Origin of the sequence: Phocaeicola plebeius DSM 17135, assembly GCF_000187895.1 — a bacterium.
In the GTDB taxonomy this organism is placed as follows: Bacteria; Bacteroidota; Bacteroidia; order Bacteroidales; family Bacteroidaceae; genus Phocaeicola; species Phocaeicola plebeius.
Genome location: NZ_DS990130.1, coordinates 402965 through 428026 on the forward strand (window position 1 = coordinate 402965; position 25062 = coordinate 428026).

14 protein-coding genes and 1 riboswitch are annotated in these 25062 nt (G+C 39.5%); of the genes, 11 read left to right on the forward strand and 3 right to left on the reverse strand.

Features of this window, described 5'->3' with window-relative positions; translation table 11 throughout:
* The first annotated feature begins 45 nt into the window (after positions 1 to 45).
* Positions 46 to 1080: a UDP-glucose 4-epimerase GalE gene (gene galE, locus BACPLE_RS09905; RefSeq protein ID WP_007561426.1), complete on the forward strand. Its 1035-nt coding sequence runs from the start codon at positions 46 to 48 to the stop codon at positions 1078 to 1080.
* 267 nt (positions 1081 to 1347) lie between these two features.
* A riboswitch (Fluoride riboswitch) is annotated at positions 1348 to 1416 on the forward strand.
* Between the two features lie 117 nt (positions 1417 to 1533).
* Positions 1534 to 2811 carry a voltage-gated chloride channel family protein gene (locus BACPLE_RS09910; RefSeq protein ID WP_007561432.1) on the forward strand — a complete coding sequence of 426 codons (1278 nt, stop codon included), beginning with the start codon at positions 1534 to 1536 and terminating at the stop codon, positions 2809 to 2811.
* Positions 2812 to 3150: 339 nt separating this feature from the next.
* On the opposite strand, the gene BACPLE_RS09915 is transcribed toward BACPLE_RS09910, so the two are convergent.
* On the reverse strand, positions 3151 to 4056 hold the full coding sequence (locus BACPLE_RS09915) for an IS3 family transposase (protein ID WP_148374585.1): 906 nt from the start codon (positions 4054 to 4056) through the stop codon (positions 3151 to 3153).
* Positions 4056 to 4412 (reverse strand): hypothetical protein, encoded by a 357-nt coding sequence (locus BACPLE_RS09920; protein WP_007561434.1) that lies wholly within the window; start codon positions 4410 to 4412, stop codon positions 4056 to 4058. Before BACPLE_RS09920 ends, BACPLE_RS09915 begins: the two co-directional genes overlap by 1 nt.
* Before the next feature lie 394 nt (positions 4413 to 4806).
* On the opposite strand from BACPLE_RS09920, the gene BACPLE_RS09925 reads away from it, so the two are divergent.
* The 8 genes from BACPLE_RS09925 to BACPLE_RS09960 all read left to right on the forward strand — a co-directional run bounded on the left by BACPLE_RS09925 (position 4807) and on the right by BACPLE_RS09960 (position 22033).
* Positions 4807 to 7971, forward strand: coding sequence for a SusC/RagA family TonB-linked outer membrane protein (locus BACPLE_RS09925; RefSeq protein WP_007561437.1), 3165 nt, complete (start codon positions 4807 to 4809; stop codon positions 7969 to 7971).
* A 13-nt stretch (positions 7972 to 7984) separates the two neighbouring features.
* Positions 7985 to 9883 (forward strand): RagB/SusD family nutrient uptake outer membrane protein, encoded by a 1899-nt coding sequence (locus tag BACPLE_RS09930; protein WP_050792086.1) that lies wholly within the window; start codon positions 7985 to 7987, stop codon positions 9881 to 9883.
* A 41-nt stretch (positions 9884 to 9924) separates the two neighbouring features.
* Positions 9925 to 12771 (forward strand): SusC/RagA family TonB-linked outer membrane protein, encoded by a 2847-nt coding sequence (locus BACPLE_RS09935; RefSeq protein ID WP_007561440.1) that lies wholly within the window; start codon positions 9925 to 9927, stop codon positions 12769 to 12771.
* Between the two features lie 24 nt (positions 12772 to 12795).
* Positions 12796 to 14571 carry a RagB/SusD family nutrient uptake outer membrane protein gene (locus BACPLE_RS09940; RefSeq protein WP_007561442.1) on the forward strand — a complete coding sequence of 592 codons (1776 nt, stop codon included), beginning with the start codon at positions 12796 to 12798 and terminating at the stop codon, positions 14569 to 14571.
* Positions 14572 to 14604: 33 nt separating this feature from the next.
* Positions 14605 to 15612, forward strand: coding sequence for a DUF5627 domain-containing protein (locus tag BACPLE_RS09945; protein ID WP_148374586.1), 1008 nt, complete (start codon positions 14605 to 14607; stop codon positions 15610 to 15612).
* A gap of 18 nt (positions 15613 to 15630) precedes the next feature.
* Positions 15631 to 17889 carry an endo-1,4-beta-xylanase gene (locus BACPLE_RS09950; RefSeq protein ID WP_007561447.1) on the forward strand — a complete coding sequence of 753 codons (2259 nt, stop codon included), beginning with the start codon at positions 15631 to 15633 and terminating at the stop codon, positions 17887 to 17889.
* 215 nt (positions 17890 to 18104) lie between these two features.
* Positions 18105 to 20642, forward strand: a complete 2538-nt coding sequence (locus BACPLE_RS09955) for a glycosyl hydrolase 115 family protein (protein ID WP_007561449.1) — start codon at positions 18105 to 18107, stop codon at positions 20640 to 20642.
* 65 nt (positions 20643 to 20707) lie between these two features.
* A complete protein-coding gene (locus BACPLE_RS09960; RefSeq protein WP_040312959.1) occupies positions 20708 to 22033 on the forward strand; it encodes a nucleoside hydrolase-like domain-containing protein in 1326 nt (441 codons plus the stop codon).
* 88 nt (positions 22034 to 22121) lie between these two features.
* Here the strand turns inward: BACPLE_RS09960 and BACPLE_RS09965 are convergent, their stop codons facing one another.
* Positions 22122 to 23759 carry a glycoside hydrolase family 43 protein gene (locus BACPLE_RS09965; RefSeq protein WP_235777926.1) on the reverse strand — a complete coding sequence of 546 codons (1638 nt, stop codon included), beginning with the start codon at positions 23757 to 23759 and terminating at the stop codon, positions 22122 to 22124.
* 426 nt (positions 23760 to 24185) lie between these two features.
* Between BACPLE_RS09965 and BACPLE_RS09970 the strand changes: the two genes are divergently transcribed.
* Positions 24186 to 25055: an alpha/beta hydrolase gene (locus BACPLE_RS09970; RefSeq protein WP_007561456.1), complete on the forward strand. Its 870-nt coding sequence runs from the start codon at positions 24186 to 24188 to the stop codon at positions 25053 to 25055.
* Positions 25056 to 25062: the final 7 nt, after the last annotated feature.

Genomic DNA, 25062 nt, shown 5'->3' on the forward strand with positions numbered 1-25062 from the left:
AATGACTTTAATAAAGGAGTTAAATATAAGAAAAACCTTAGTGTTATGAAAAAAAGAATTCTCGTGACAGGTGGAACTGGATATATCGGTTCTCATACTGTAGTTGAGTTGCAGAATAGCGGTTACGAAGTGGTAATTGTGGACAATCTTTCCAATTCGCGCGCTGATGTAGTAGACAGCATCGAACAGATTTCAGGTGTACGTCCGGCTTTTGAAAAAGTAGATTGTCTTGATTATGAAGGCTTGGATAATGTTTTTGCTAAATATCCAGGTATTCAGGGTATCATTCATTTTGCAGCAAGCAAGGCTGTAGGTGAATCTGTACAGAAACCGTTGCTGTATTATCGTAACAACTTGGTTTCATTGATTAACTTGTTGGAACTGATGCCGAAACACGGAGTAAAAGGCATTATTTTCTCTTCTTCTTGTACGGTATACGGTCAGCCGGATGTGTTGCCTGTAACAGAAGCAGCTCCTATTAAGAAGGCTGAGTCTCCTTACGGTAATACCAAGCAGATTAATGAAGAAATTATCCGTGATACCATTGCTTCTGGTTCTCCTATTCATGCAGTGATGTTGCGTTATTTCAATCCGATTGGTGCACATCCTACAGCTTTAATCGGTGAACTTCCGAATGGTGTTCCACAGAACTTGATTCCTTATCTTACTCAGACTGCAATGGGCATCCGTGAAAAACTGAGCGTATTCGGTGATGATTATGATACTCCTGACGGTTCTTGTATTCGTGACTATATCTACGTAGTAGACTTGGCTAAGGCACACGTAATTGCCATGAATCGTATTTTGGAAGACAAGCAGAAAGATAAAGTTGAAGTATTCAATGTAGGTACAGGCCGTGGTCTTTCTGTATTGGAACTGATTCATAAGTTCGAAGAATCTACCGGTGTGAAGTTGAATTACCAGATTGCTCCTCGTCGTGCAGGTGATATCGTAAAGGTTTGGGCTGATCCTTCTTATGCAAACTCTGAATTAGGATGGAAAGCTGAAACTTCTATCGAAGATACCTTACGTTCTGCATGGAAATGGCAGGTTCACCTCCGTGAAAAAGGTATCATGTAAATAGAATTCTTAATAAAATAAAAAATACTGAACTAAAGATATTTTATGAACGTTACATGTAATATACAGCTCTTGCGGTTCTTGTGTATGTGATATAGATAATGAACGGCCGCTGATTTTCATCAGAAATGAAAGCAGGGAGTTGTATTTTTGCATAGTAGTTTTGTCGTGTTTTATTTTGTGTTTGTGTTGTGGCTGTTCTCCGACGAGAGTCGGGGAACAGTTTTTTTATGTTTACGGATTTTATTATATCTTTGCAGCCGATTTTCGAATCAAGGGAATGGGACTTCCCTGTGATAAACCGCTAATGAAGTAGCTGATAGTTCCTACCGGAGCAGGTCTCTTTTTTAGGCCAGCAGGGAGGGCTATGTCTGTATCCATGCTATGTGAAAGAGTTCTGGCTTTGGTTTTTGCGAAAACTTGAGATATGGATACAAGAAAACTTAGAAAAATATGAAGACTTTAAGAAATCAGAATTACTGGTGGAAGTTTGAACAGCTTCCGTTACTCCTTTATTTATGTAAGTGGCTTTTCCTTTCAGTTGTGTCAGGGGCTTGTATTGGGTCGGCTTCTGCCTTGCTGTTGGTATCTCTGGAGTGGGCTACACAGTATCGCGAACACCATCTTTGGATAATTGCTCTTTTGCCAGTGGCCGGTTTGCTTATCGGCTTGATGTATCATTACTGGGCAGGAACAGCTTCTCGCGGCAATAATTACCTGATTGAAGAAATCCGTTCTCCTCATGATATTATTCCTTTCCGTATGGCTCCTTTGGTATATATTGGAACTGTACTGACACACTTGTTTGGTGGTTCTGCCGGACGAGAAGGAACCGGTGTACAGATGGGAGGAGCTATAGCCGACCAGTTTTCCCGTCTGTTCCGTATGCGTCGCAGAGACCATCGTCTGATGGTAGCAATTGGTATCAGTGCAGGTTTTGCTTCTGTATTTGGCACCCCATTGGCTGGGGCTGTTTTTGGCTTGGAGGTCATTGTGGTAGGACGTATGCGTTACGAAGCTATTCTGCCGAGCTTTCTTTCGGCTGCTGTGGCCAGTATGGTTTGCCATGCGTGGGGAGTGGAACATACGCACTATGTGGTTTCTGAAGTTCCTTTTCCGGAAGCGTCCAATTTGTTGTGGACCATTGGTGCAGGTATTCTGTTCGGACTGGCTGCCATGTTGTTTTCACGTTCCATCGGTTTTTGGTCAGGAATGGCCAAACGCATCAGTTATCCACCTTTCCGTCCGCTGATAGGAGGACTTGTGATTGCTGCAGCTGTCTGGATGATGGGAACGACGAAGTATATCGGTTTGGGTGTACCTACTATTGTAGCTTCGTTCTCGGAACAGCAGATGTGGTATGATTTCTTGCTGAAGATTTTGTTTACCACTTTCACTATCGGAGTCGGATTCAAGGGAGGTGAAGTTACTCCTCTGTTCTTTGTGGGAGCAACTTTAGGTAGCGCATTGTCGGCAGTGGTACCTCTTCCGATGGGGCTATTAGCTGGAATTGGTTTTGTGGCTGTGTTTGCTGGAGCAACGAACACTCCCATTGCTTGTACATTGATGGGAATTGAACTTTTTGGAGCAGAGCCCGGTCTCTATTTAGGTATAGCTTGTGTGGTGGCTTATCTTTTCTCCGGTCATACCGGCATTTATACAGCTCAGCTGATTGGCAGTCCGAAACATTTGGCTTATTCTCGCAGGAAGGGAAAAACGCTTGCGGAATAGTGATTTATCACGGTGGTTTCTTTTATAAACAAAACGCAAGGGCGCTTGAAGTCAAACGTCCTTGCGTTTTGTTTTTAATGCACTTGCGTTTTAGTTGAAACGCAAAGGCGTTTTAATTGAAATGTACTTGCGTTTTGAGGTGTACTGAAAATAGTTGTCAGTTTGAAAATTTATTCCTGACTAAGTTGACAGGTTAAACATTATATTCCTAAAAAGGTTGTCAGTTCTGCAAAACTACAACAAAAACTCAATATCCGTATATTTTCTCTCTAAAAACTCATCGCTCGGGGAGCGCCGTGCGGCAAGGGGCGGGAGCACCCGTCCCGACGAGCATATCTTTCAGTTATACCGATATTCCATAAGAGGGTTTCCTCCTCTGCCTGAAAAGACTTCCATAGGGGTCTTCATACCCAGTGCCCTGTGTGGTCTGGCATTGTTGTACATCGCTACGGATTTACTTACGGCTTCCTCTGCCTGTCTGAAGTCCATATCACCTTCATTGAAGAGCCACCCGTTCTTCAGGGTGTTGTTCATCCTCTCGGCCAGAGCATTGTGAAGCGGGTCTCCCGTCTGGGTCATGCTGATTCTGATGCCTTGTGAAAGCAGCAGGTTCGTGTACTGCTTCGAGGCATACTGCACGCCACGGTCAGAGTGGTGTATCATGCCCTCCGTACTGATTCCGTAGGCACGGTAGGTCTCCAGAGCCATGTACATAGCTCTCAGCGGTCCCTCTGCATCCAGACTCCTGCTCAGGCAGTATCCGACTATGTATCTGCTGTAGGCGTCAGTCACCAGTGAAAGATAGGCAAAACCTTCTCTGGTATAGATATAGGTGATGTCCGCCACCACAAGCCGGCCATTGCCCGCAGGCGTGTACTTGGGAGAAGTGTTTACAAGATCCCTGTAAAGACGGTAACCGTGTCTGGAGTCCGTGGTACGAGGACGGTACCTTGTCCGCCTGAGCATGAGCGAGTTGGAACGGAGCACATTGTAAAACCTGTCCCGTCCTATGGTGAACTTTTCCCTGAAGTATTCACGGCAGAGTGTGTAGAGTTCCCGACAGCCCGCTTTGGGAAGACATTCCTTCTGGCGGACGTACAGGCAGTACAATACAATGCTGGCAGAGAGTATGTCAGCCTCGTTTGAGGCATAGTCATGCTTGTAGTATCCCTGTGCTGATATGCCAAGCAATCTGCAAAGCGGACGCACGCGGTAACGGCGTCCGCCTTGAGACAGGCCCCGGATTACTTGGCACCGGAGTTTTTTCTTACCGGAATGTTATAGGTCTTTTCCGCAAGGTCGATCATGTAGTCGTAGGCGTCACGGGCCATGTTGGACTGCTTCAACTCTACTTCCAGAGACTTGATTTTCCGCTCGAGCTCATGAATACGGTCATGAAGCTCCTGCTCGGTCTGATTTAGTTTCTTGCTCATAATGGGACTTGGTTTATCTTCAAGCCCAAAGATACGAAGCCAGCGGCTAATTGTGGTGCGTTTCAGACCTTTTTCTCGTTCAAATTCACTGTGGTTCTGAGAAGAACACATATATTCTTCCAGATAAGACAGGCATTCTGCCTTTGAAAACTTTCGATTTTTACGCATGTTACTAAATAAATTGTGTCAACTTATTTAGTACACTACGTTTGGAGTCGAGCGCCTTTGTGTTTGATATGTAACACAAAGTTACGTTTGTGTATAGAAATTAAGATTGTGTAAAAGATGGGGCCCTTCTTTTTATGTTGTACAGCCTAAATGTATCGTAGAATAAAGAAAATGTTACACACGGGATAATGATGTAACATGTAACATAGGTGTTGGTAATATGGTATAATTCCCTTTTATTAATTAAGATTTACATTTGCGTTGTGTTAAATGATTTATAAATGTGTAATCTTAAATGAAATGCGTATGGTTGTTAATAAAAAAGACGGAGGATAACGAAAGGATATTATTAGGTAACTCTTTGTAATTTTTTTATTTTTAATTATTTGGTATAATGAAAAACATAAGACAAAAGTTTCTCGAGAATAGTTCTTCTAACCAGAAGTTATTTCTCACGCGAAGCCGTATTTTCTTTTTACTTCTTTTTTTCTGTAGCGTTTCTTTAATGGCTCAGAATGGTGTTGTAGTGAAAGGAAAGGTGCTTGATGCAAATGATGAACCTTTGATTGGTGCAGCAATCGTATTAAAAGGTAATACGAATGTAGGAACAGTTGCCGATTTTGATGGTAATTTTACCCTTGAAGTTCCCAATAGAAATTCAGTCTTGACAGTCTCTTATTTGGGAATGACTCCACAAGATGTAAAGGTTAACGGAAGAACGATGATTGTAGTCGTGCTGCGTGAAGATACAGAAGTTTTGGATGAGGTTGTAGTAGTCGGTTATGGACAACAGAAAAAAGCATCTGTCGTTGGAGCTATTACGCAGACTTCTTCAAAAGTATTGGAACGTGCCGGTGGAGTTTCTGATTTGGGATCTGCGTTGACTGGTAACTTGCCAGGTGTTGTTACTACAGCTTCAACAGGTATGCCGGGTGAGGAAGATCCGCAAATTGTCATTCGTGGTGCAAGTTCATGGAACAATAGCGCTCCGTTGATTTTGGTCGATGGAATTGAACGTCCGATGTCAGGTATCGATGTAAACTCTGTAGAATCTATTTCAGTGTTGAAAGATGCGTCAGCAACTGCTGTCTATGGTGTAAAGGGTGCTAACGGTGTAATCTTGATTACTACTAAACGTGGTAAGGAAGGTAAAGCGACTATTAATGCAGGTGGTAGCATGGCATTAAAGATGCCTTCAAAACTGCCTAACAAACTTGATTCATACGATGCATTCCAATTGCGTAATGATGCAGTAGAATATGAATTAGGTTTGACTCCTGATTCTTGGATGTACATGATGTCACAGGAACAAATGAATAAATATCGTAATCCTGCAAATCAGGCAGAAGCAGAACGCTATCCTAATATTGACTGGGCAGATTGGATGTTTAAGGATTATGCATTTTCTGAAAATGCCAATGTCAGTGTGAGTGGTGGTACACGTTTTGTGAAATATTATGCAGCCATTGACTATCAGCACGAAGGTGACTTGTTTAAGGAATATGATAATGGACGTGGCTATCAGACTACTTATGGTTATAACCGTGTGAATATGCGTAGTAACCTTGACTTCCAGCTTACCAAGACAACATTGTTAAAGACAAACCTTTCAGGTTCACATGGGGTAAAACAAGGACCTCGTACTGATTATGAATATAATATCTGGGGTAGTGCTTATAGTACACCTCCTAATGTATTTTATCCTCAATATTCAGATGGTACATGGGGATATGACCCGATAAATAATGCCAATAACTCAGTTGCTCAATTGGCCTTGGCCGGACAGAATACACGTACAACTACTCGTTTGACAACTGACTTTACATTAGAACAGAAACTGGACTTTATTGTAAAAGGTTTAAGTGCCAAAGCTTCTATTTCATGGGACAATGTATTTTACGAACAAAACCGTGGTGTAAACTCAACTGATCAGGCGTTGTACAAATACATTAATCCAGAAACGGGTGCAGTCAGCTATAATCCAAGCCAGGGTAGTCATAACTTTGATTTCCATGAACAAGTTAACTGGATTGCTGAAGGTGGTTCTATTGATAATAATGCTACGGAACGTCATCTCTATTATTCTGCCCAGATTGATTATAACAATACATTTGGTAATCATACGGTAGGTGCTATGGGATTATTCAGCCGTCAGGAACGTGCGAAAGGTAGTATTGTTCCTAATTATCGTGAGGACTGGGCTTTCCGTGTTACCTATAACTATGCCAATAAGTATTTCTTGGAATATAACGGTGCATATAATGGTTCTGATAAGTTTAGTGCTGATAATCGTTTTGTATTCTTTAATTCAGGTGCCATTGGCTGGATGCTGAGTGAAGAAAAGTTCATGAAGAAAATCAAGTTCCTTGATATGTTGAAGCTGAGAGCTTCTTACGGTGAAATCGGTAATGACGTAATCGGTGATGAATGGGATACAACTCGTCGTTGGCTTTATATGGATCAGTGGGAAACAGGAGGCAACATTGCAACAGGTTTGTATAATGTAGCAAGTCCTTATACTTTTTATCGTCAGAAGACTGTAGGTAATACGGATATTCATTGGGAAGTTGTTCGTAAATTTAACTTTGGTATTGATTATTCATTCTTAGACGGATTGTTTGCTGGTAATATTGAAATTTTTAGAGATAAACGTTCGGATATTCTTATCAGCGGTTCGGATCGTGCTATGCCTTCTTATTTTGGAGGTATTGTAAGTGCACCTTGGGTAAACATGGGTAAAGTTAAAAACCGTGGTTATGAACTGGAACTTCGTATTAACAAGACTCTGAGAAATAGTTTGCATTTATGGGCTAATATGAATATGACTCATGCCGTGAATGAAATTATTGAAGCTGATGATCCAGAATTGTTACCCGACTACCAGAAGGATGCCGGAAAGTCAATTGGTCAGACTCATACTTATGTAGACCATGGTTATACACAGACTATGGATGATATTTACGGAAGTACAGCATTTGAGTCAAATGATGATCAGAAATTGCCTGGAACTTACTATATCCTAGACTATAATGGTGATGGAGTTATTAACTCTTACGACCAGATTCCTTATGGATATTCTAGCAGTCCTCAGAATACATATAGTGCTTCATTAGGTTTTGATTATAAGGGATGGAGCTTCTTCGTTCAGTTCTATGGTGTGAATAACGTAACTCGTCAGGTAGTGTTCTCTACATTTAGTCAGAAACAGTTGATTGCCTATGATGAAGGTTCACGTTGGAGCAAGTATAATCCAAATCCAGATGTACCGATGGCACGTTTTGGTTCTACGACTAACAGTTATTATGATGCAGCTCGTTATTTCTATGATGGTTCATACATTCGTTTGAAGAATATAGAATTGTCTTACACCTTTACTAGCGGTTGGATCAAGAGTTTAGGACTTTCTAATTTGAAACTTTATGTTAATGGTAATAACCTTTGGGTATGGACTCGTATGCCTGATGACCGTGAATCAAATTTTGCAGGAACAGGTTGGGCTTCTCAGGGTGCTTATCCTACGGTGAAACGTATTAATTTCGGTTTAAAATTCACATTATAAAATGAAAAGTCAAATGAAAAGAAACAATATACGTACATTATTCTATGGGGGACTTCTTTCATTGTGCTGTGTAGGAATGACTTCTTGTGAAGATTATCTTGACAAAGCACCTGAAAGTAGTGTGAACCCTGAGGATGCTTTTAAAAATTTCCGGAATTTCCAGGGTTTTACGGAAGAGCTGTATTACTGTATTCCTGATTTTGCACATGGCTACTGGAACAACTCATTCAACTGGGGAGAAGATGAACTTATCTCTTTTAGTATCGACTATCATATGGGATACAAGGTTGATATGGGAGATTTCTGGGGCTGGCAGTCCAGCTATGATGGCTGGCAATGTGGTTGGATGGACCGTAGCAATACGGTGGCTAACTCTACTGACCGTATGCAAAAATCTTTATGGCCATTGGCATGGTATGGTATTCGTAAATGTAATTTAGGACTTGAGAATATTGATAAACTGGTGGAAGCCACAGAAGAGCAGCGTGACTTGATATTAGGTCAGCTTTATTTCTTCCGCGGATGGTTCCATTTTGAATTGATGCAGTATTTCGGTGGTTTACCTTATATTGATTCTGTACCATCTTCTTCTGAACCATTGCGTAACCCACGTTTGAGCTATCAGGAATGTGCCGACCGTGCAGCCGAAGATTTCCGTCGTGCAGCCGATCTGTTACCTATTGATTGGGATGATACCACTACTGGTAAGGCTACATATGGAAATAACCAGCAGCGTATCAATAAGATTATGGCTCTGGGTTATTTAGGAAAGAACTATTTGTGGGCTGGTAGTCCATTGATGAACTATGAGTCTCAGAATAGCAGAAGTTATAATGCGGATTACTGCAAGAAGGCTGCTGATGCTTTTGCAGAATTGTTGAATCTGGTAGAAAAAGGACAAACCCAATATGCATTGGTTGACTTTGAACATTATACCGATATATTCTATACATTTAAACAGAATAGCAAGAACCCGGGTTCTACTGAAGCTATTTTCCAGACTCCGATGTACGACTGGTGGATGGGATCAGGCTGGTGTTTGGGTCCTCAATATGTTCCTTCTACTTTGGCAAATGAGACAAATGGTGTTGTTTTCTCACCGACGGCTAATTATGTAAATTATTATGGTATGAAAAACGGTCTTCCGTTGAATGACCCGGATTCTCATTTTGATAAAGAACATCCTTGGCGTGATCGTGACCCCCGTTTCTATGCCGACATTACTTATGATGGACTGCAGGTAATTCAGAATACAGCTAAATTTACTTCAGAGCAAAAGGATAAACAAATTCAGTATGCCAATCTTTATACTGGAGGTAATTATCGTGATGTAAAAAATGAAAGTCGTACCGGATACTTGCTGCATAAGTTTACTCCACTTGTAGTGAATGGTTTTGATGAAGGCTTTCGCGATTATGGTGATGCTTTGACTATTCAAGTAAGTTGGATGCGTTTGTCTGATATTTATTTAATGTATGCTGAAGCTGTGGCCAATGGTTATGGAGGCCCATCTGCAAAAGCTGACGGTTGCTCTTTGACCGCTGTCGATGCTGTAAATAAGATTCGTGAACGTGCGGGTGTAGATGATGTTGCTAGTAAATACGCCGGCTCATTAGACGGATTTATGAGCGAGTTACGACGTGAACGTGCCGTAGAATTAGCTTATGAAGGACATCGCTTCAATGATTTGCGTCGTTGGTTACTATTAACTGAGTATCCTTATACTATTAAAACTTCTCAGGAATTTGATCGTGTGGAACTGGATCAGGAAGATCCGACTCAAAGTCGTGTTTCTAATTTCAGAGAAGAGGTGATTGTAACTCGTAATTTCTCTGAGAAACATTATTGGTTGCCTTTGAAGGTTTCTGATGTGAATATTTATCCGGAATTATATCAAAATCCCGGTTGGTAATGCTCTTGAGAATTTTGAATGCTAATTAAAAAGGAATTAAAATGAAAAACATACGAATAAAGTCTGTTTTATGTGCGGCACTTGCAACTTCTTCATTGTATGTCGGCGCTCAAAATTTGCCGTCAGAATTGTTGGATGCCAGTTCAGATTCTTTATCTGTTGCTGAAGAGGAATTAGTACAGGTTGCTTATAGAAAGGTGAACAAAAAAGACCTTTTAGGAGGAGTTTCTTCTGTAAATGTAGAAGAATTAATGAAAAAGGATTATTTCACATACAGTTTAGACGGCATGGAGAACATGGTTAGTGGCTGGAACGGAAGTAGTTTGTGGGGAATGGATTCTTATCTGGTATTGGTAGATGGAGTGCCCCGTGATGCAAACAACGTAATGCCTTCTGAAATTAAAGACATTACTTTCCTGAAAGGTGCTTCTGCTGTGGTTCTGTATGGTAGCCGTGCTGCCAAAGGTGTTATTTATATCACAACTAAACGTGGAAAGGAAGGAGATACTCGTATTGATGTAAGAGGTAATACCGGTTTTTTCGTTCCGAAAAGTTATCCGAAATATTTAGGATCAGCTGAATACATGACATTGTATAATGAAGCTCGTGTAAATGATGGCATGGATCCGTTATATAGTGATGTGGATATTTATAACCATGGTTCTGGAATAAACCCTTATCGTTATCCGGATGTAAATCTTTATTCTGATGATTATCTGAAAAAGGCTTACAATCAGTCGGATGTAACGGCTGAAATTTCAGGTGGTTCTGAAAAGGCACGGTTTTATACCAATATCAACCTTTATAATACAGGTTCATTGATAAAGGTAGGTAATGCGAAAGATGACCGTACAACTCGCTTTAGTGTACGTGGTAACATTGATGTGAATCTGGGACAATATGTTAAGACTTACGTGAATGCCAATGCTACTTTCTATGATGGACGTAGTGCCCGTGGTAATTTCTGGGGAGCTGCAGCTTCGCTGAGACCCAACCGTATCTCTCCGCTGATTCCTGTTGATTATATTATGCAGAATAATACGGATGCCTGGAATCTTGTAAATAATAGTCGTTACTTAATTGATGGAAAATATCTGTTAGGCGGTACACAAGTAGATCAGACTAATGAAATTGCCAATCTTTATGCGGCTGGTGTCAATACCTATACAAGTCGTCAATATCAGTTTGACATGGGAGTAGATGTGGATCTTTCTATGCTTTTGAAAGGCCTTTCCTTTCAGACTCGTTTTGCGATAGATTATGCAACAACCTACAATCGCTATTATGGTGATACTTATGCTACTTATGAACCTCAATGGGCTAATGTGAACGGCCAGGATCAGATTGTGGGTCTGACAAAGTATGGTGATGACGTACACGATGGTATTCAGCATATTGCCGATAGCTGGAATCGTCAGACTATGGCATTCTCGGCTCAGTTGAACTATAACAATAAATTTGCAGATAGTCACAATATTTCTGCTATGTTGATTGCTGCCGGATATCAGCAAGGTGAAAGTGCCGTATATCATAAAACTAGCAATGTCAATTTAGGTTTGCAGGTTGATTATGATTATTTGAGCAAATATTATATGAGTTTTGGAGGAGCTTTGATCCATTCTGCTCGTCTTCCGGAAAATAATCGTAATGCTTTCTCACCTTCACTTACTTTGGGATGGCGTTTAAGCAATGAAAGCTTCCTGGAAGATTCATCGGTTCTGGATGATTTAATGTTGAGTGTTTCAGGTTCGGTATTAAATACAGACTTGGGAATTGATGATTACTATATGTACCAAAGTAGCTACGACCAGGCTAATGGTGCTTGGTGGGGTTGGGCTGATGGTAACCAGAGCCATGCAACAGAAGCTAGACGCGGTAATAATTCAGATCTGTCTTTCATCAAGCGTAAGGAGATTAGCGTAGGATTACGCGGTTCTTTATGGAATAAGATGTTGACTTTTGATGCATCATTCTTTAAGAATAGCCTTGAAGGAATGTTGGTTCAACCTTCTAATAGTTATCCGAATTATTTTGTGTCTTATTGGCCCGAAAGTACTTTGCTTCCTTATGTGAACTATAACAATAGTACCCGTACAGGTTTTGATTTAGCATTGAATTTCAATAAGAAGATGGGTGAAGTTGATTTTAATTTGGGAGTAAATGCTACTTACTATACCAATGAGAATACAAAGGTAGATGAACTGTATGAAGATGCATATCGTTATCGTAAGGGCAAACCTACTGATGGTATGTGGGGATTACAGGCTGAAGGTTTCTACAACAGTGAAGAGGAAATTCAGAATTCAGGAATCACTTCTTCTTTCGGTGAGTTGAAACCTGGTGATTTGAAATATGTAGATCAGAATGGTGATAAGATTATCGATGAAAAGGATGAAGTTTATTTGGGAGAACGCTATGGCTGGCAAGGAACTCCGTTGACAGTAGGTTTGAACCTTACATTGAAATGGAAGAACTTTACTTTGTTTGCTTTAGGTACCGGTTATTGGGGTGCTTCTGCTTTCATGAGTGGTGATTATTATTGGGTATATGGAGATAAGAAGTATTCAGAAGTGGTACGTGGACGCTGGACTCCTGAAACTGCAGAAACCGCAACTTATCCACGTTTGACTACACAAACGGATAATCACAACTATCGTAATTCTGATTTCTGGATGTATAAGACTAATCGGTTTAATCTGTCTCGTCTTCAGTTGACTTATGATTTGCCTAAACAATGGTTGGGAAATTCATTTGTACGTAGTTTCTCAGTATATGCTTATGCAAGCAACTTGTTGACAATATCGAAAGAACGTGAAAAGCTGGAACTGAATACAGGAGCAGCTCCTCAGACTCGTTTCTACAACATTGGTTTCAAGATAGGTTTCTAAATTGATAAATAAAAGTAGATTCTTATGAAAAAAATATTGACAGTTTTTGTCGCGGCTTTTTTACTGGTGGGATGCGATGATTTATTTACACCAGCAATTGAAAATAATAAGCAAGTTTCGGATGGCCTTGAAGATCCTTTGTATGCAGAAGGAATTTTGGCTAATGCTTATACTCGTAATCCCTACAATTCACAGTCATTTAATGATGTGGCTACAGATGACGCTGTAACTAACCAGACAAGTAACAGTTATCTGAAGATGGCTACTGGTTCATGGACATCAAATAATAATCCGATGGATCAGTGGGGATCTTGTAAGGCTGCTATTCATTACATTAATCTTTTCTTGACTCAGGTTGATCAGGTTTCATGGGTAAAAGATCCGGTTGTGAATAAAATGTTTTGTGACCGTTTGAAAGGTGAAGCTTATGGTTTGCGTGCAATGTTTAATTTTTATATGTTGCAGGCTCATGCTGGATACACAGAGGATGGTCGTTTGATGGGAGTACCTATTGTGGAGGAATTAGAAGATGAAACTTCTAATTTCAACTATCCGCGAAACACTTTTGATGAATGTATTCAGGCTATTTATGATGATGTCCAACGGGCTGAAGAATTGTTACCTCTTGATTATGAGAATATTTCTTCCGATGCAGAAGTTCCGGAAGTATATCGTTCTGAAGGAGCTAACTTCAGCCAGTACAACATTGTGTTTGGTAACAATTTCCGTTCTCGTATGAGTGGACGTATCGCGTTGGCTTTTCGTGCAAAAGCTGCACTTTTAGCTGCCAGCCCGGCATTTGCAGAAGGTAGCAAAGGAACATGGGCAGAAGCTGCTGACTATAATGGTGAAATCCTGGATTTGATAGGTGGAGTAGCAGGTTTGGCAGCTCAGGGAAATACGTGGTATAAGAATGCGGATGAAATTAATAGCTTGACTGGAGGTTCTAATCCTCCGGAGATGCTTTGGAGAAATGGTAAGGATGCTACAGCTTATTCATTAGAGCAGGCGCAGTTCCCACCCAGCCTTTACGGTAGCGGTCAGATTAATCCGACTCAGAATTTAGTTGATGCTTTCCCGATGGCTAATGGTTATCCAATTGACTCTCCTGAAGCTGGTTATGATGACCAAAATCCTTATGCCAACCGTGATCCACGTCTGGCTCTCTATATTGTGGTGAATGGTACTGTTATGGGTACTGATGGCAAGACAATTGATACAAGTGTAGATAATACTTCTAACAATGATGGTTTAAATAAAGAAAACGGCTATTCTACTCGTACAGGTTATTATCTGCGTAAACATTTGCGTGAAGATGTATATTTGAGTTCTACAACCACTACAGGACAGCCACATTATAGTCCGCGTATCCGTTACACTGAAATTTATTTGAATTATGCGGAAGCAGCTAATGAGGCATGGGGACCTACAGGTACTGGTTTACATGGTTATTCTGCTTATGATGTTATTAAAGCCATTCGTCAGCGTGCCGGAATTAAAGATACTTCAGGAAATGATCCTTATTTGGAAAGTGTGAAGAATGATCAGGCTAAAATGCGTGATTTAATACGAAATGAACGTCGTTTGGAATTGTGTTTTGAAGGTTTCCGTTTTTGGGATTTGCGCCGTTGGAACATGGATTTGAACGAACCGGCAAAAGGAATACGTATTAGTGGAGGAACCTATCAGGTATTTAATGTTGAAAGCCGTACATATAATGATTTCATGCGGTTTGGTCCTATTCCTTATAGCGAAGTAGTGAAATTTGATGCATTGGAACAGAATAAGGGTTGGGATTGATTTTATGTGGAATAATTTTTAATGACTGGAAAAATGAAAAAACTATTTTATTTGTTTTCACTGTTAGCGTTGGTTTCTTTCTCTTCGTGTGAGAATGGGGATTGGTCTTTCCCTGACTATGGAACAACTACTGTATATTTTGCTTATCAGTATCCGGTGCGTACTATCGTTTTGGGTAATGATGAAGTTTTTGATAATACACTTGATAATCAACATAAATGTATGATTAAGGCAACAATGGGTGGTGTATATGAAAATCAAACATCGCCTGTGGTTGATATTGAAGTGGTAAATTCTTTGTGTGACAACTTGAAGTTCTCTACAGGAGAAGACGTGGTTCCTATGCCTGCTGAATATTATACACTTTCTTCTGACCAAATCACTATACCTCAAGGTCAGATTAGTGCGGGAGTAGAAGTACAGTTGACTGATGCTTTCTTTGCTGATCCTAAAGCAATAGAAACTACCTATGTAATTCCTTTGGTAATGTCAAATGTACATAATGCGGATTCTATTTTGTCAGGCTCTCCTTTAGTGGAAAATCCTGTTCGTTGCAACAAGTCAGACTGGAATGTATTGCCGAAAGATTACATTTTGTATGCCGTGAAGTATATTAATCCGTGGGATGCAGTTTATTTGCGTCGTGGGGTAGATCAAATTACTCAAGGTGGTGCTACTAATACAGTAGTTCGTCATACAGGTTCTGTTGAAAGTGATGAAGTTTGTGAATTGACAACTCGCTCATTGAAGGATGCTAATTTTGCTTTGACTCTTAATGATCAAAATTGCAACTTGATTCTTTCTTTTAATGATAATAATGAATGTACACTTTCTACAGACACTCCGGGTTGCACTGTTTCAGGTTCTGGTAAGTATGTAGAGAAGGGAGAAAAGAATTCCTTTAATAATAAAGATCGTGACGTCTTGTATTTGGATTATACAGTGGATTTAGGTTCTACTGTCTATGCAACTAAGGATACATTGGTTATGCGCGATCGTCAGGTTAAGGCTGAATGGTTTGATGTTACATATAATAAATAACCTTAAATTAAAGAAAACATGAAACAATATATGAAATTGCTTCCGGTATTAGCCTTAGGGATGGTAGTAGAATCATGTGTTGACGATGCCCTATTGCCCTATTCGGTTCAAAAACCGACAAGCGTTGCTCAATATGAATATTTGAATAATTATGACGTGTTGAAATCATATCTGGACCGTGCTAAAAATCCCAACTTCAAGTTGGGATTAGCGGCCAGTGTAAGTGATTTTGTTCAGCAAGGTGTAGTTTATGAAGCGGTTACTACAAACTTTGACGAGATGACTGCAGGCAATGCAATGAAATATGCCTCAGTTGTAGCCGATGATGGTACGATGAACTTTTCAACGGTTTCAAATTTTGTAGATGTAGCCAAAGCTGCAGGTATTACGATTTACGGTCATACATTAGGTTGGCATGCACAGCAGAATATGACTTATTTGAATGGGTTGATTGCTGATAAAGAAATCACAGTTGATCCAGGAGATGCCGAAGAGGTAAATGATGTGTATGTAGATTATTCTACACTAGGATCTTATACTTATTGGCATGGTGATAAAGTAGATGCTAGTATTAATTCTGATGGTAATTTGTTAATTCATAATCCGGAAGCTATTGAGAATTTTTACGAAATTCAATATCATGTGGCGAATGGTTTAGTTGCTAGTCCGGATATAGAATATACGGTTACTGCTAAGATAAAGGCTAGTGGCGATGGATATTTGACATGTTGTATTGGAGATTGGGGAGGACAACAAACTGCTGCTTTATCATTTACAACTGAATGGCAGGAAGTTAAACTTACATTTACAGGAGTGAATACAGCTGATGGTTTTGTGATGTTTCAATCTGGAAACTTTGCTGGAGATATAGAAATTGAATGGCTTAAAGTAACGCATAAAGAAGCACCGTCAATTTCACTTTGGAATAATATGCTTTTAAATAGTGACTGTGAAAGTGATGATACTTCTTGCTTTTATGCAACGGAAATGACATCTGGTCCTAAAGCTGCTACTTTTGGTGCTGCGGGAACAGGTGCTGATGGAGCTGGACGTGCTATTGTTGTTAAATCAGGAGATAATCCGACAAATACTTGGGATACTCAATTCTTTGTAAAGACTCCGAGAATGATGATGGCTGGCGAAAAATATCGTTTTAGCATGAAATATCGCGCAGATAAAGAAGCTGGATGTGAAACTCAGTCGCATAATGAACCTGGTGGATATGTTTTCTATAATATGTTTACTAATCCTACTTTCTCTACCACTTGGCAGGAATTTGTGTATGAAGGAACTATTTCTGAGGATCAAGCAGGTGCGAGTGGTATGAATACTATTGCATTTAATTTGTCTGTATTGCCAGAAGCTAATACTTATTATTTTGATGATATTAAATGGGAATTGGAGGAAAAAGGAAATACAATTCCTTTGACTCCTGAAGAAAAGAAAGATACGCTTACTTGGGCTTTGGATAACTGGGTTAAAGGTATGATGGAAGCAACAGGTGGTTATGTAACAGCTTGGGATTTGGCAAATGAAACAGTTTCTGGTACTGATAGTGATGGTGATGGTATTTATGAATTACAATCATCTGAAAATGGAGATCCTACAACTAATTTCTATTGGACTGATTATTTAGGCGATATTGATTATGTACGTATTCTTGAATCAAGAGCACGTAAATATTTCAAGGAATATGGAGGCGATCCGTCTAAGTTGAAGTTGTTTATCAATGATTTTAATCTTGAGTCTTGGTGGGATGGCAACAAAAAGGCAAAGAGCTTGGTTGAATGGATTAAAAGATGGGAATCAGATGGTGTAACAAAGATTGATGGTATTGGAACCCAGATGCACGTAAGCTATATTTTGAACGAAGCAGATCAAAAAGCTCAGGAAGATGCAATCGTTAATATGTTTAAGATTTTAGCTGCAAGTGGTAAGCTTATCAAAATCTCAGAATTGGATATGGGTATTGTAGACAAAGCTTTCGGTACTGCTATCAAGACTGAGAATGTAACTTATGAGCAACAACTGAAAATGGCAGAGTTCTATCAGTTTATTATCAGTAAATATTTTGAGATAATTCCTGTAGAACAGCAATATGGTATTACTCAGTGGTGTGCTACAGATAGTCCGGCTGATTCTGGTTGGAGACCAGGAGAACCTACTGGTTTATGGGATAGCAGCTTTAAACGTAAACCGACATATGCTGGATTTGCTAATGGACTTGCTGGTAAAGTTATAGCAGAGCCATCTGAAGAATTGAGTCAGGAAAAATAATTAAGCATTTGTAATACTAAAATTAGAAGTGTTTAATAGACAAAATTCAGAGTGATAATTTCACAAGAATAAAATTATACATGAAAGTTTCTCTTATTCCTGTTTTTGTTATTTGTAAAAGATGGGGATAAGAGAAATTTTCATAATATTGGATGTGGAATTGATTACGAGTCTTTGTTGTCGTTTTTTGAAATAAATGATTTTAAATTTATACCATGAAAATACATAGTTTAATTTGCCTTTTGCTTATAGTATGTTTGGATACATTTTCAGCAAATCGGTTTGTGGTTTTTGAAAAAGAAAGTAATGCGTTTTCTTTAGTATCTGATAACAAAATAATAAATATCCTTATAGATAAAGAAGATCAAAGAGGTATTCATATTGCTGCTGAAAATTTATGTGAGGATTTTAGTCAGGTGTTTGGGATGAAGCCTCAGTTGACAACTGAAATTTCGGATGAGAATTGCATTATCGTAGGAAGTCTGAATTCAAAGTATATTAAGCAACTTATCCAGAAGGAGAAGTTCGAAAAGAAACAATTGCAAGGGAAAAATGAGAAATATATTATAACAACCGTTGACGCTCCTTTTAATGGAGTTAAAAAAGCATTAGTAATTGCTGGTAGTGACCGTAGAGGTACTATTTACGGCGTTTATGAGTTGTCAAAACAGCTTGGAGTGTCACCTTGGTATTGGTGGATGGATGTGCCAGTAGTAAAGAGAACAGAAGCTTATATATTACCGGGTATTTATACAGATGGAGAACCTGCCGTAAAATATCGTGGTATATTTTTGAATGATGAAGCTCCTTGTCTGACAAGCTGGGTAAAGCAATATTATGGAACAGATTTTGGTGATCATCGTTTTTATGCCCAGGTTTGTGAACTGATTCTTCGCCTTAAGGGAAACTTTTTATGGCCTGCTATGTGGGGATGGGCTTTTTATGCAGATGATTCTCTCAATAGTAAGACTGCAGATGAAATGGGGGTGATTATTGGTACATCACATCATGAACCTATGGCGCGAAACCATCAAGAATGGGCCCGTAAACGTAATGAATATGGTGCATGGAATTATTCGACGAATAAAAAAGTGTTAGATCAGTTTTTTCGAGAAGGTATTGAGAGGGTAAAAAATACTGAAGATATAATTACTATTGGTATGCGTGGAGATGGGGATGAGGCTATGAGTGAAGATACCAATGTAAAACTGATGGAGTCTATAGTTGAAAACCAACGTCGAATTATTGAGGATGTGACTGGAAAGCCGGCAAAGGAAACTCCTCAGGTATGGGCTTTATATAAAGAGGTACTTGATTATTATGACAAGGGAATGCGGGTTCCTGAAGATGTAATAATGTTGCTTTGTGATGATAATTGGGGCAATGTGCGTCGTCTTCCTAACGATAAGGAGCGTAAGCATCCGGGAGGATGGGGAATGTATTATCATGTAGACTATGTGGGAGCGCCCCGAAATTCAAAATGGATGAATATGACTCCAATACAAGGAATGTGGGAGCAGCTTCATCTTACTTATGAATACGGAGTGGACAAACTTTGGATACTTAATGTGGGGGATCTTAAACCGATGGAGTATCCTATTACTTTATTTTTAGATATGGCATGGAATCCGAATGATTATTCTGTTGATAATTTTATGCAACATCCTTATTGCTTCTGTGAACAAATATTTGGTAAAGGGCAGGCTGAGGAAGCAGCTCGGATTCTTAATTTGTATACCAAGTATAATGGTCGTGTAACGGCGGAAATGCTGGATTGTGACACTTATAATCTTGAAACAGGGGAATGGAAGCAAGTAGCAGATGATTATGTACGTTTAGAAGCTGAAGCATTACGTCAATATTTATCACTTGCTCCTGAATATAAGGATGCTTATAAGCAATTGCTGTTATTTCCTGTTCAGGCAATGTCTAATCTTTATGAGATGTATTATGCTCAGGCCATGAACCATAAACTTTATGAAGAAGGAAATCCGGAAGCTAATGATTGGGCTGACAAGGTAGAAGCTTGCTTTGCTCGTGATAAAGCATTGAGTGAAGACTATAATAACATTATGAGCAATGGAAAATGGAAGGGGATGATGACTCAAAAGCATATAGGTTATACTTCATGGAATGATGACTTTTCAGTTGACAAACAACCGGAAGTATTCAGATTATCAGAGGAAAATGTAGGGGGATACATCTTTGAAGGGACTGGCGGATATGTGGCTATGGAAGCTGAGCATTTCTTTGAAACCAAGTCTCCTGAGAGCCTCAAATGGCAGGTGATTCCCGATATGGGAAGAACATTGGGAGGAATCACATTAATGCCTTATACAAAGTCTGTGGAGGGTACTACGGTTTCTTATAAGATGGTTTTACCAGAGGAGATAAAGAAGTGTAAGACTGTGAATGTCATTGTGGTTGTAAAATCCACTCTTGCTTTTCATAACACAGACGGTCATAGATATGCTATAGGTTTTAGAAATGGTAATAAAGTGACGGTGAATTATAATCATGATTTGAATGAACATCCTGAGAATATCTATACTACATTTTATCCTACGGTAGCAAGGCGTGTAGTTGAAAAACAGGTGCGTCTTGATTTGCCTGTAAGTCAGGACGGTAGTTATATAATTGATTTTTCGCCTTTAGATCCTGCAGTAGTTTTGGAAAAGATTGTGGTTGATTATGGGGGATATAAAAAGTCTTATTTATATATGAATGAGTCTCCATGTAGAAGAACGAGGTAAAGTGGATATTTTATTTATGATGAGCAATTAGTTTGATGACTATTGACAATAAAACAGTTTTTGATATGAGATATATTATTTTGACTTTGTTTTTGGGTTTTTGTGGATTTCTGTTTGCACGAAATGATTTAGGAAAACAAAGATTGATTGTAACTACAGATTTAGGTGGAGCTGATCCGGATGACAAGCAATCATTGATACACCTTTTGGTATGTGCAGATAGAATGGATATAGAGGGAATCATTAGCTCAAATGCTTGGGTAGATGACCCGGATAGAACTTCAGATATAACAGAAGTCATTGATTGTTATGCAGATGCTTATCCTTTTTTAAAGAAACATGCAAACGATTTTCCATCACCTGATTATTTGAAGAGTATTGTAAAAAGGGGGCAAGAAAAATCGAATATGTCAGGAGTTGGGGTAGGTAAGGACTCTCCGGGTTCTGAATTAATTATTGCGGCGGTAGATAAGGAAGAAGACGCTCGTCCTGTCTGGCTTGCTGCATGGAGTGGAATGAATACGATAGCACAAGCTATTTGGAAAGTCCATTCTACCAGAAGTCCAGAAGAATTCCAAAAATTTGTAGCTAAAATTCGAATTTATGATGTGTTAGGGCAAGATGATGCTGGAGCTTGGATTGCTAAATCTTTTCCGGAAATCTTTTATATAAGAAATACGGAAATTTATGGATGGGGACCTGGTGATGAATGGATTAAAGATAATGTTCAGTCAAGAAAACCGTTAGGAGGTTGTTATCCAGACAGGATATGGGCCTCGGAAGGTGATTCTCCTTCTTTTTTATATGTATATGCGAATGGATTGAATGTTCCGGATAGCCTTGCGTACGGTGGATGGGGAGGCCGATTTAAAATGGAACGTACTGCAGGTATACGAGGAATGGATTTTATTGAAAAATCAGGTAAGAGTGAGAAAATTTATGATCCCTATTTTATGCATGCTAGTACGTCTGAGGGTATTGCTGCCATTAATAAATGGCGACAGCATATTTTGAATGATTTTGCTGCGAGGATGTGTTGGGCTACTACAGATAAATTTTCGGATGCTAATCATCATCCGGTCGTTGTCTTTGAGAATGATTCAACATTTAATTTTTCTAGTAAAACAGTTGAGGCTGGGGAAGTATTGCAGTTGGATGCTTCTTCATCGTATGACCCTGATGGAAATAATTTATATTATAATTGGTATGTGTATGAGGAGCCTGGTACGTATAAAGGTGTGGTAGAAATTGAGTCTGACAAGCAAGGAATGTGTGTGTTACACATTCCTGAAGATGCTACAGGTAAAGATTTTCATTTAATTTTAGAATTAAATGATGATGGTGTTCCTAGTCTTACTGGGTATCGAAGGTTTGTCATACATGTTAAATGATGAGAATAAAAAGAGGCTGCTTTTAAGCAGCCTCTTTTCTTTGAGTATAGAAGATATTTCTTATACTCTTTGTGGTTACTAATTTTGATTATAAAGCTTCCGCATCGTTGGAAGTAGTAGCATACAAACCAATCATTGCACCGGTAAATCCGCCAGCTACGTTGGTAGAAAGAATATCTCCGGAAACGGTTCCTCCTACGGTCTGGTAGTTATTATCTTTTACAGAGTAGCTGAATGTGTATTTATCTCCTTCTGCTGTTACGCGCAGACTGATTGGAGTGTTTCCTTCAATCTTTTCGCTGGCAATGGTTGAAGATTCTCCCTTTTCAGTACGTTGCAGTACGATATAGCTATCTTCTGCTTTTTTTGTTACCCCAAATACATAGTTGAATTTTTCGCTTTGATAGCAAGTGATTCCAGCGAGGTCTTTTTCTGTACGAGGCACATACTTCAGGGTAGTGGTAGCCGTGAAATTAAGGTGCTGCTGACGATAGAACAATGTAGAAGTAGGAAGAACTGCCTTGATATTGGTTTCGTAAGGTGTAATTGTTAGACCTTCCGCAGTAGTAGAAATGAATCCTTCTCTGGCACCTCTTACTCCTACCCAGCGGTAATCAAGTGAACTTCCGGTGAAAGTTTCTGTAAATGTAAAGTTTCCGTTAGGGAAATATCCGTTCTTTCCAGTTTCATTCTTCACACCTTGTGGCATAGCCAGTTTAGGCTGGATAGGCTCCAGACCGCCTTTGAATACAGGGAAAGTACCGCTCCAGTCTACAGGTAATATAAAGGTTTCACGTCCGGTATTTACTCTGTTGGCTTCATTAGGGCGAATAGCAAGGAATACGCCATAGTATTGTCCATCAGGACCTTCTACCAAATCGGCATGACCAGCCCAGTCTACTTTAAACGGGCGTTCAGCCGGCAGATGTCTCTGTGACAGAATCGGATTCTCAGGAGCAGGCTTGAAAGGACCTTGTGGATTGTCACTGATAAAGATTACTTCACTGTGCCAGCCTCCGGTACCACCTTCTGCACACATCAGGTAGTATTTTCCATCTTTTTTGTAAAGATGTGGCGCCTCTATCCAGATAGGCTTTTTAGACAAATCTACTCCTCCGTTCACTACAACTTTGTCTGTACCCGGAATAATCTGGTCTTTTTCCAGGTCGTATTCCCAAACTTTAATAACTCTGTGTCCTTCGTATAATGGTTTTTCGGGTGCATCGTTGTGAGTGACGTATGCCTTGCCGTTGTCATCAAAGAAGATGTCGGGGTCAATGCCTTCAAAGTTCAATTTGATAGGATCGCTCCAGCCTTTCATCGGGTCTTTGGTTTTCACAATCATATTTCCCATCCCTCCTGAGAACTGAGTAGTAATCATATAGAAGGTATCATTGTAGGAATTATATCGGATAGTCGGAGCGTAAATACCGGCACTGATTCCAGAATCTTCTACCTTTAGCTGTGAAGGGCGGTCGAGCACATGTCCTATCTGTTTCCAGTTTACTAAATCCGTAGAATGGAAAATGGGTACTCCGGGGTTGATGGCAAAAGATGAGCATACCAGGTAATAATCGGTTCCTTTCTTGCAAATGCTGGGGTCAGGGTAACATCCCTGTAGTATAGGATTATAAAATTCTCCTTCTGCCAGTGGATTCTTTTCATATACTACATCTTTCCCCGTGTAGGTAAATTGTGTGAACACTGGAGTACCCGAATCGGGCATCGTTACCTTGTTTCCACACGAGGCAGCGATGAGGCTTAGTGTTCCCAATGTGAGTAATTTAAATTGATTTTTCATGATTAAATAATTAGTTGTAAATAATTGAATGATTGTGTTGGTTAAATGAAGTATTTATGTAATCTTTCATTGGCAAATTTACTTGTTTTGTGTGGGGTATGTGTGACGGCATGTTGCATATCTTTTATTCTATGTTACGAGATACTGTTTTCTTTTCGATAGGATACGTGATTATGTAATTTCTTGTTTATTAGTTTGATATAAATGAGAATGTAATATGAGTATATGTAAAATGTACGTTTTGTAAATGCAATATCGCTTATGTGTAACGTGAACGAAAGTCCTGGTAACGTAATTTATTGTAATTTGTATGCTTGGTGCGTATTTTTGTATGGATTAAATTTTAAGTCTATGGATAAACATTCTTTTTTTATTGCTTTATGGGTTTTATGCTTTATACCCGTATCGTTATTTTCGCGTAGCAGAGTCGTAAATGATACAATCTTTAGTAAAAAGTTAAATGCAGAAAGAACATGCTCGGTGTATCTTCCTCCATCTTATGGAGAAGTTCCGGGAAAAAAATATCCAGTGCTTTATCTTTTTCATGGAATGTCGCAAACTAATCAAGACTGGGTATGGCGCGGACATGTGCAGGAGGTGGCCGACCGTTTGATATATTCACAGGAAGCTCGTGAGATGATTATTGTGATGCCTGATGCTGGTGGTGATATTTACAAGGAAATATGGAATGGTTTCTTTAATATGTCAGGCTGGCTTTATGAAGATTTCTTTTTTGAGGAATTCCTGCCTTATGTAGAAAATAAATATCACGTTATTGGGAATAAAGAGAATCGTGCAGTAGCCGGATTATCCATGGGAGGCGGAGGAGCTACCGGCTATGGGTTGTGGCATGCAGATAAGTTTGCTTCGGTGTATGCGATGAGTGCGTTGATGTCAATTCCCGAAGAAGGAGCAGCCCGTTTTGATAATCCGGACAGTAAGCTGGCTATTTTGACACGAGCAGTGATAGAACGGAGCTGTATCAAGCGTGTGATAAATGCAGATGCAGGTACGATTCAGGCACTGAAATCAGTGAGATGGTTTGTGGATTGTGGGGATGACGATTTCTTGCTTGACCGAAACATCGAATTCTTTCAGGCCATGCGCAAAGCGGGAATACCGTGTCAGTTTAGGGTAAGAGACGGCGGACACGATTGGGAATATTGGCATTCTGCTTTATATTTGTGTCTGCCTTTTGTTTCAGGAACATTCAGTAAATAATAATTGT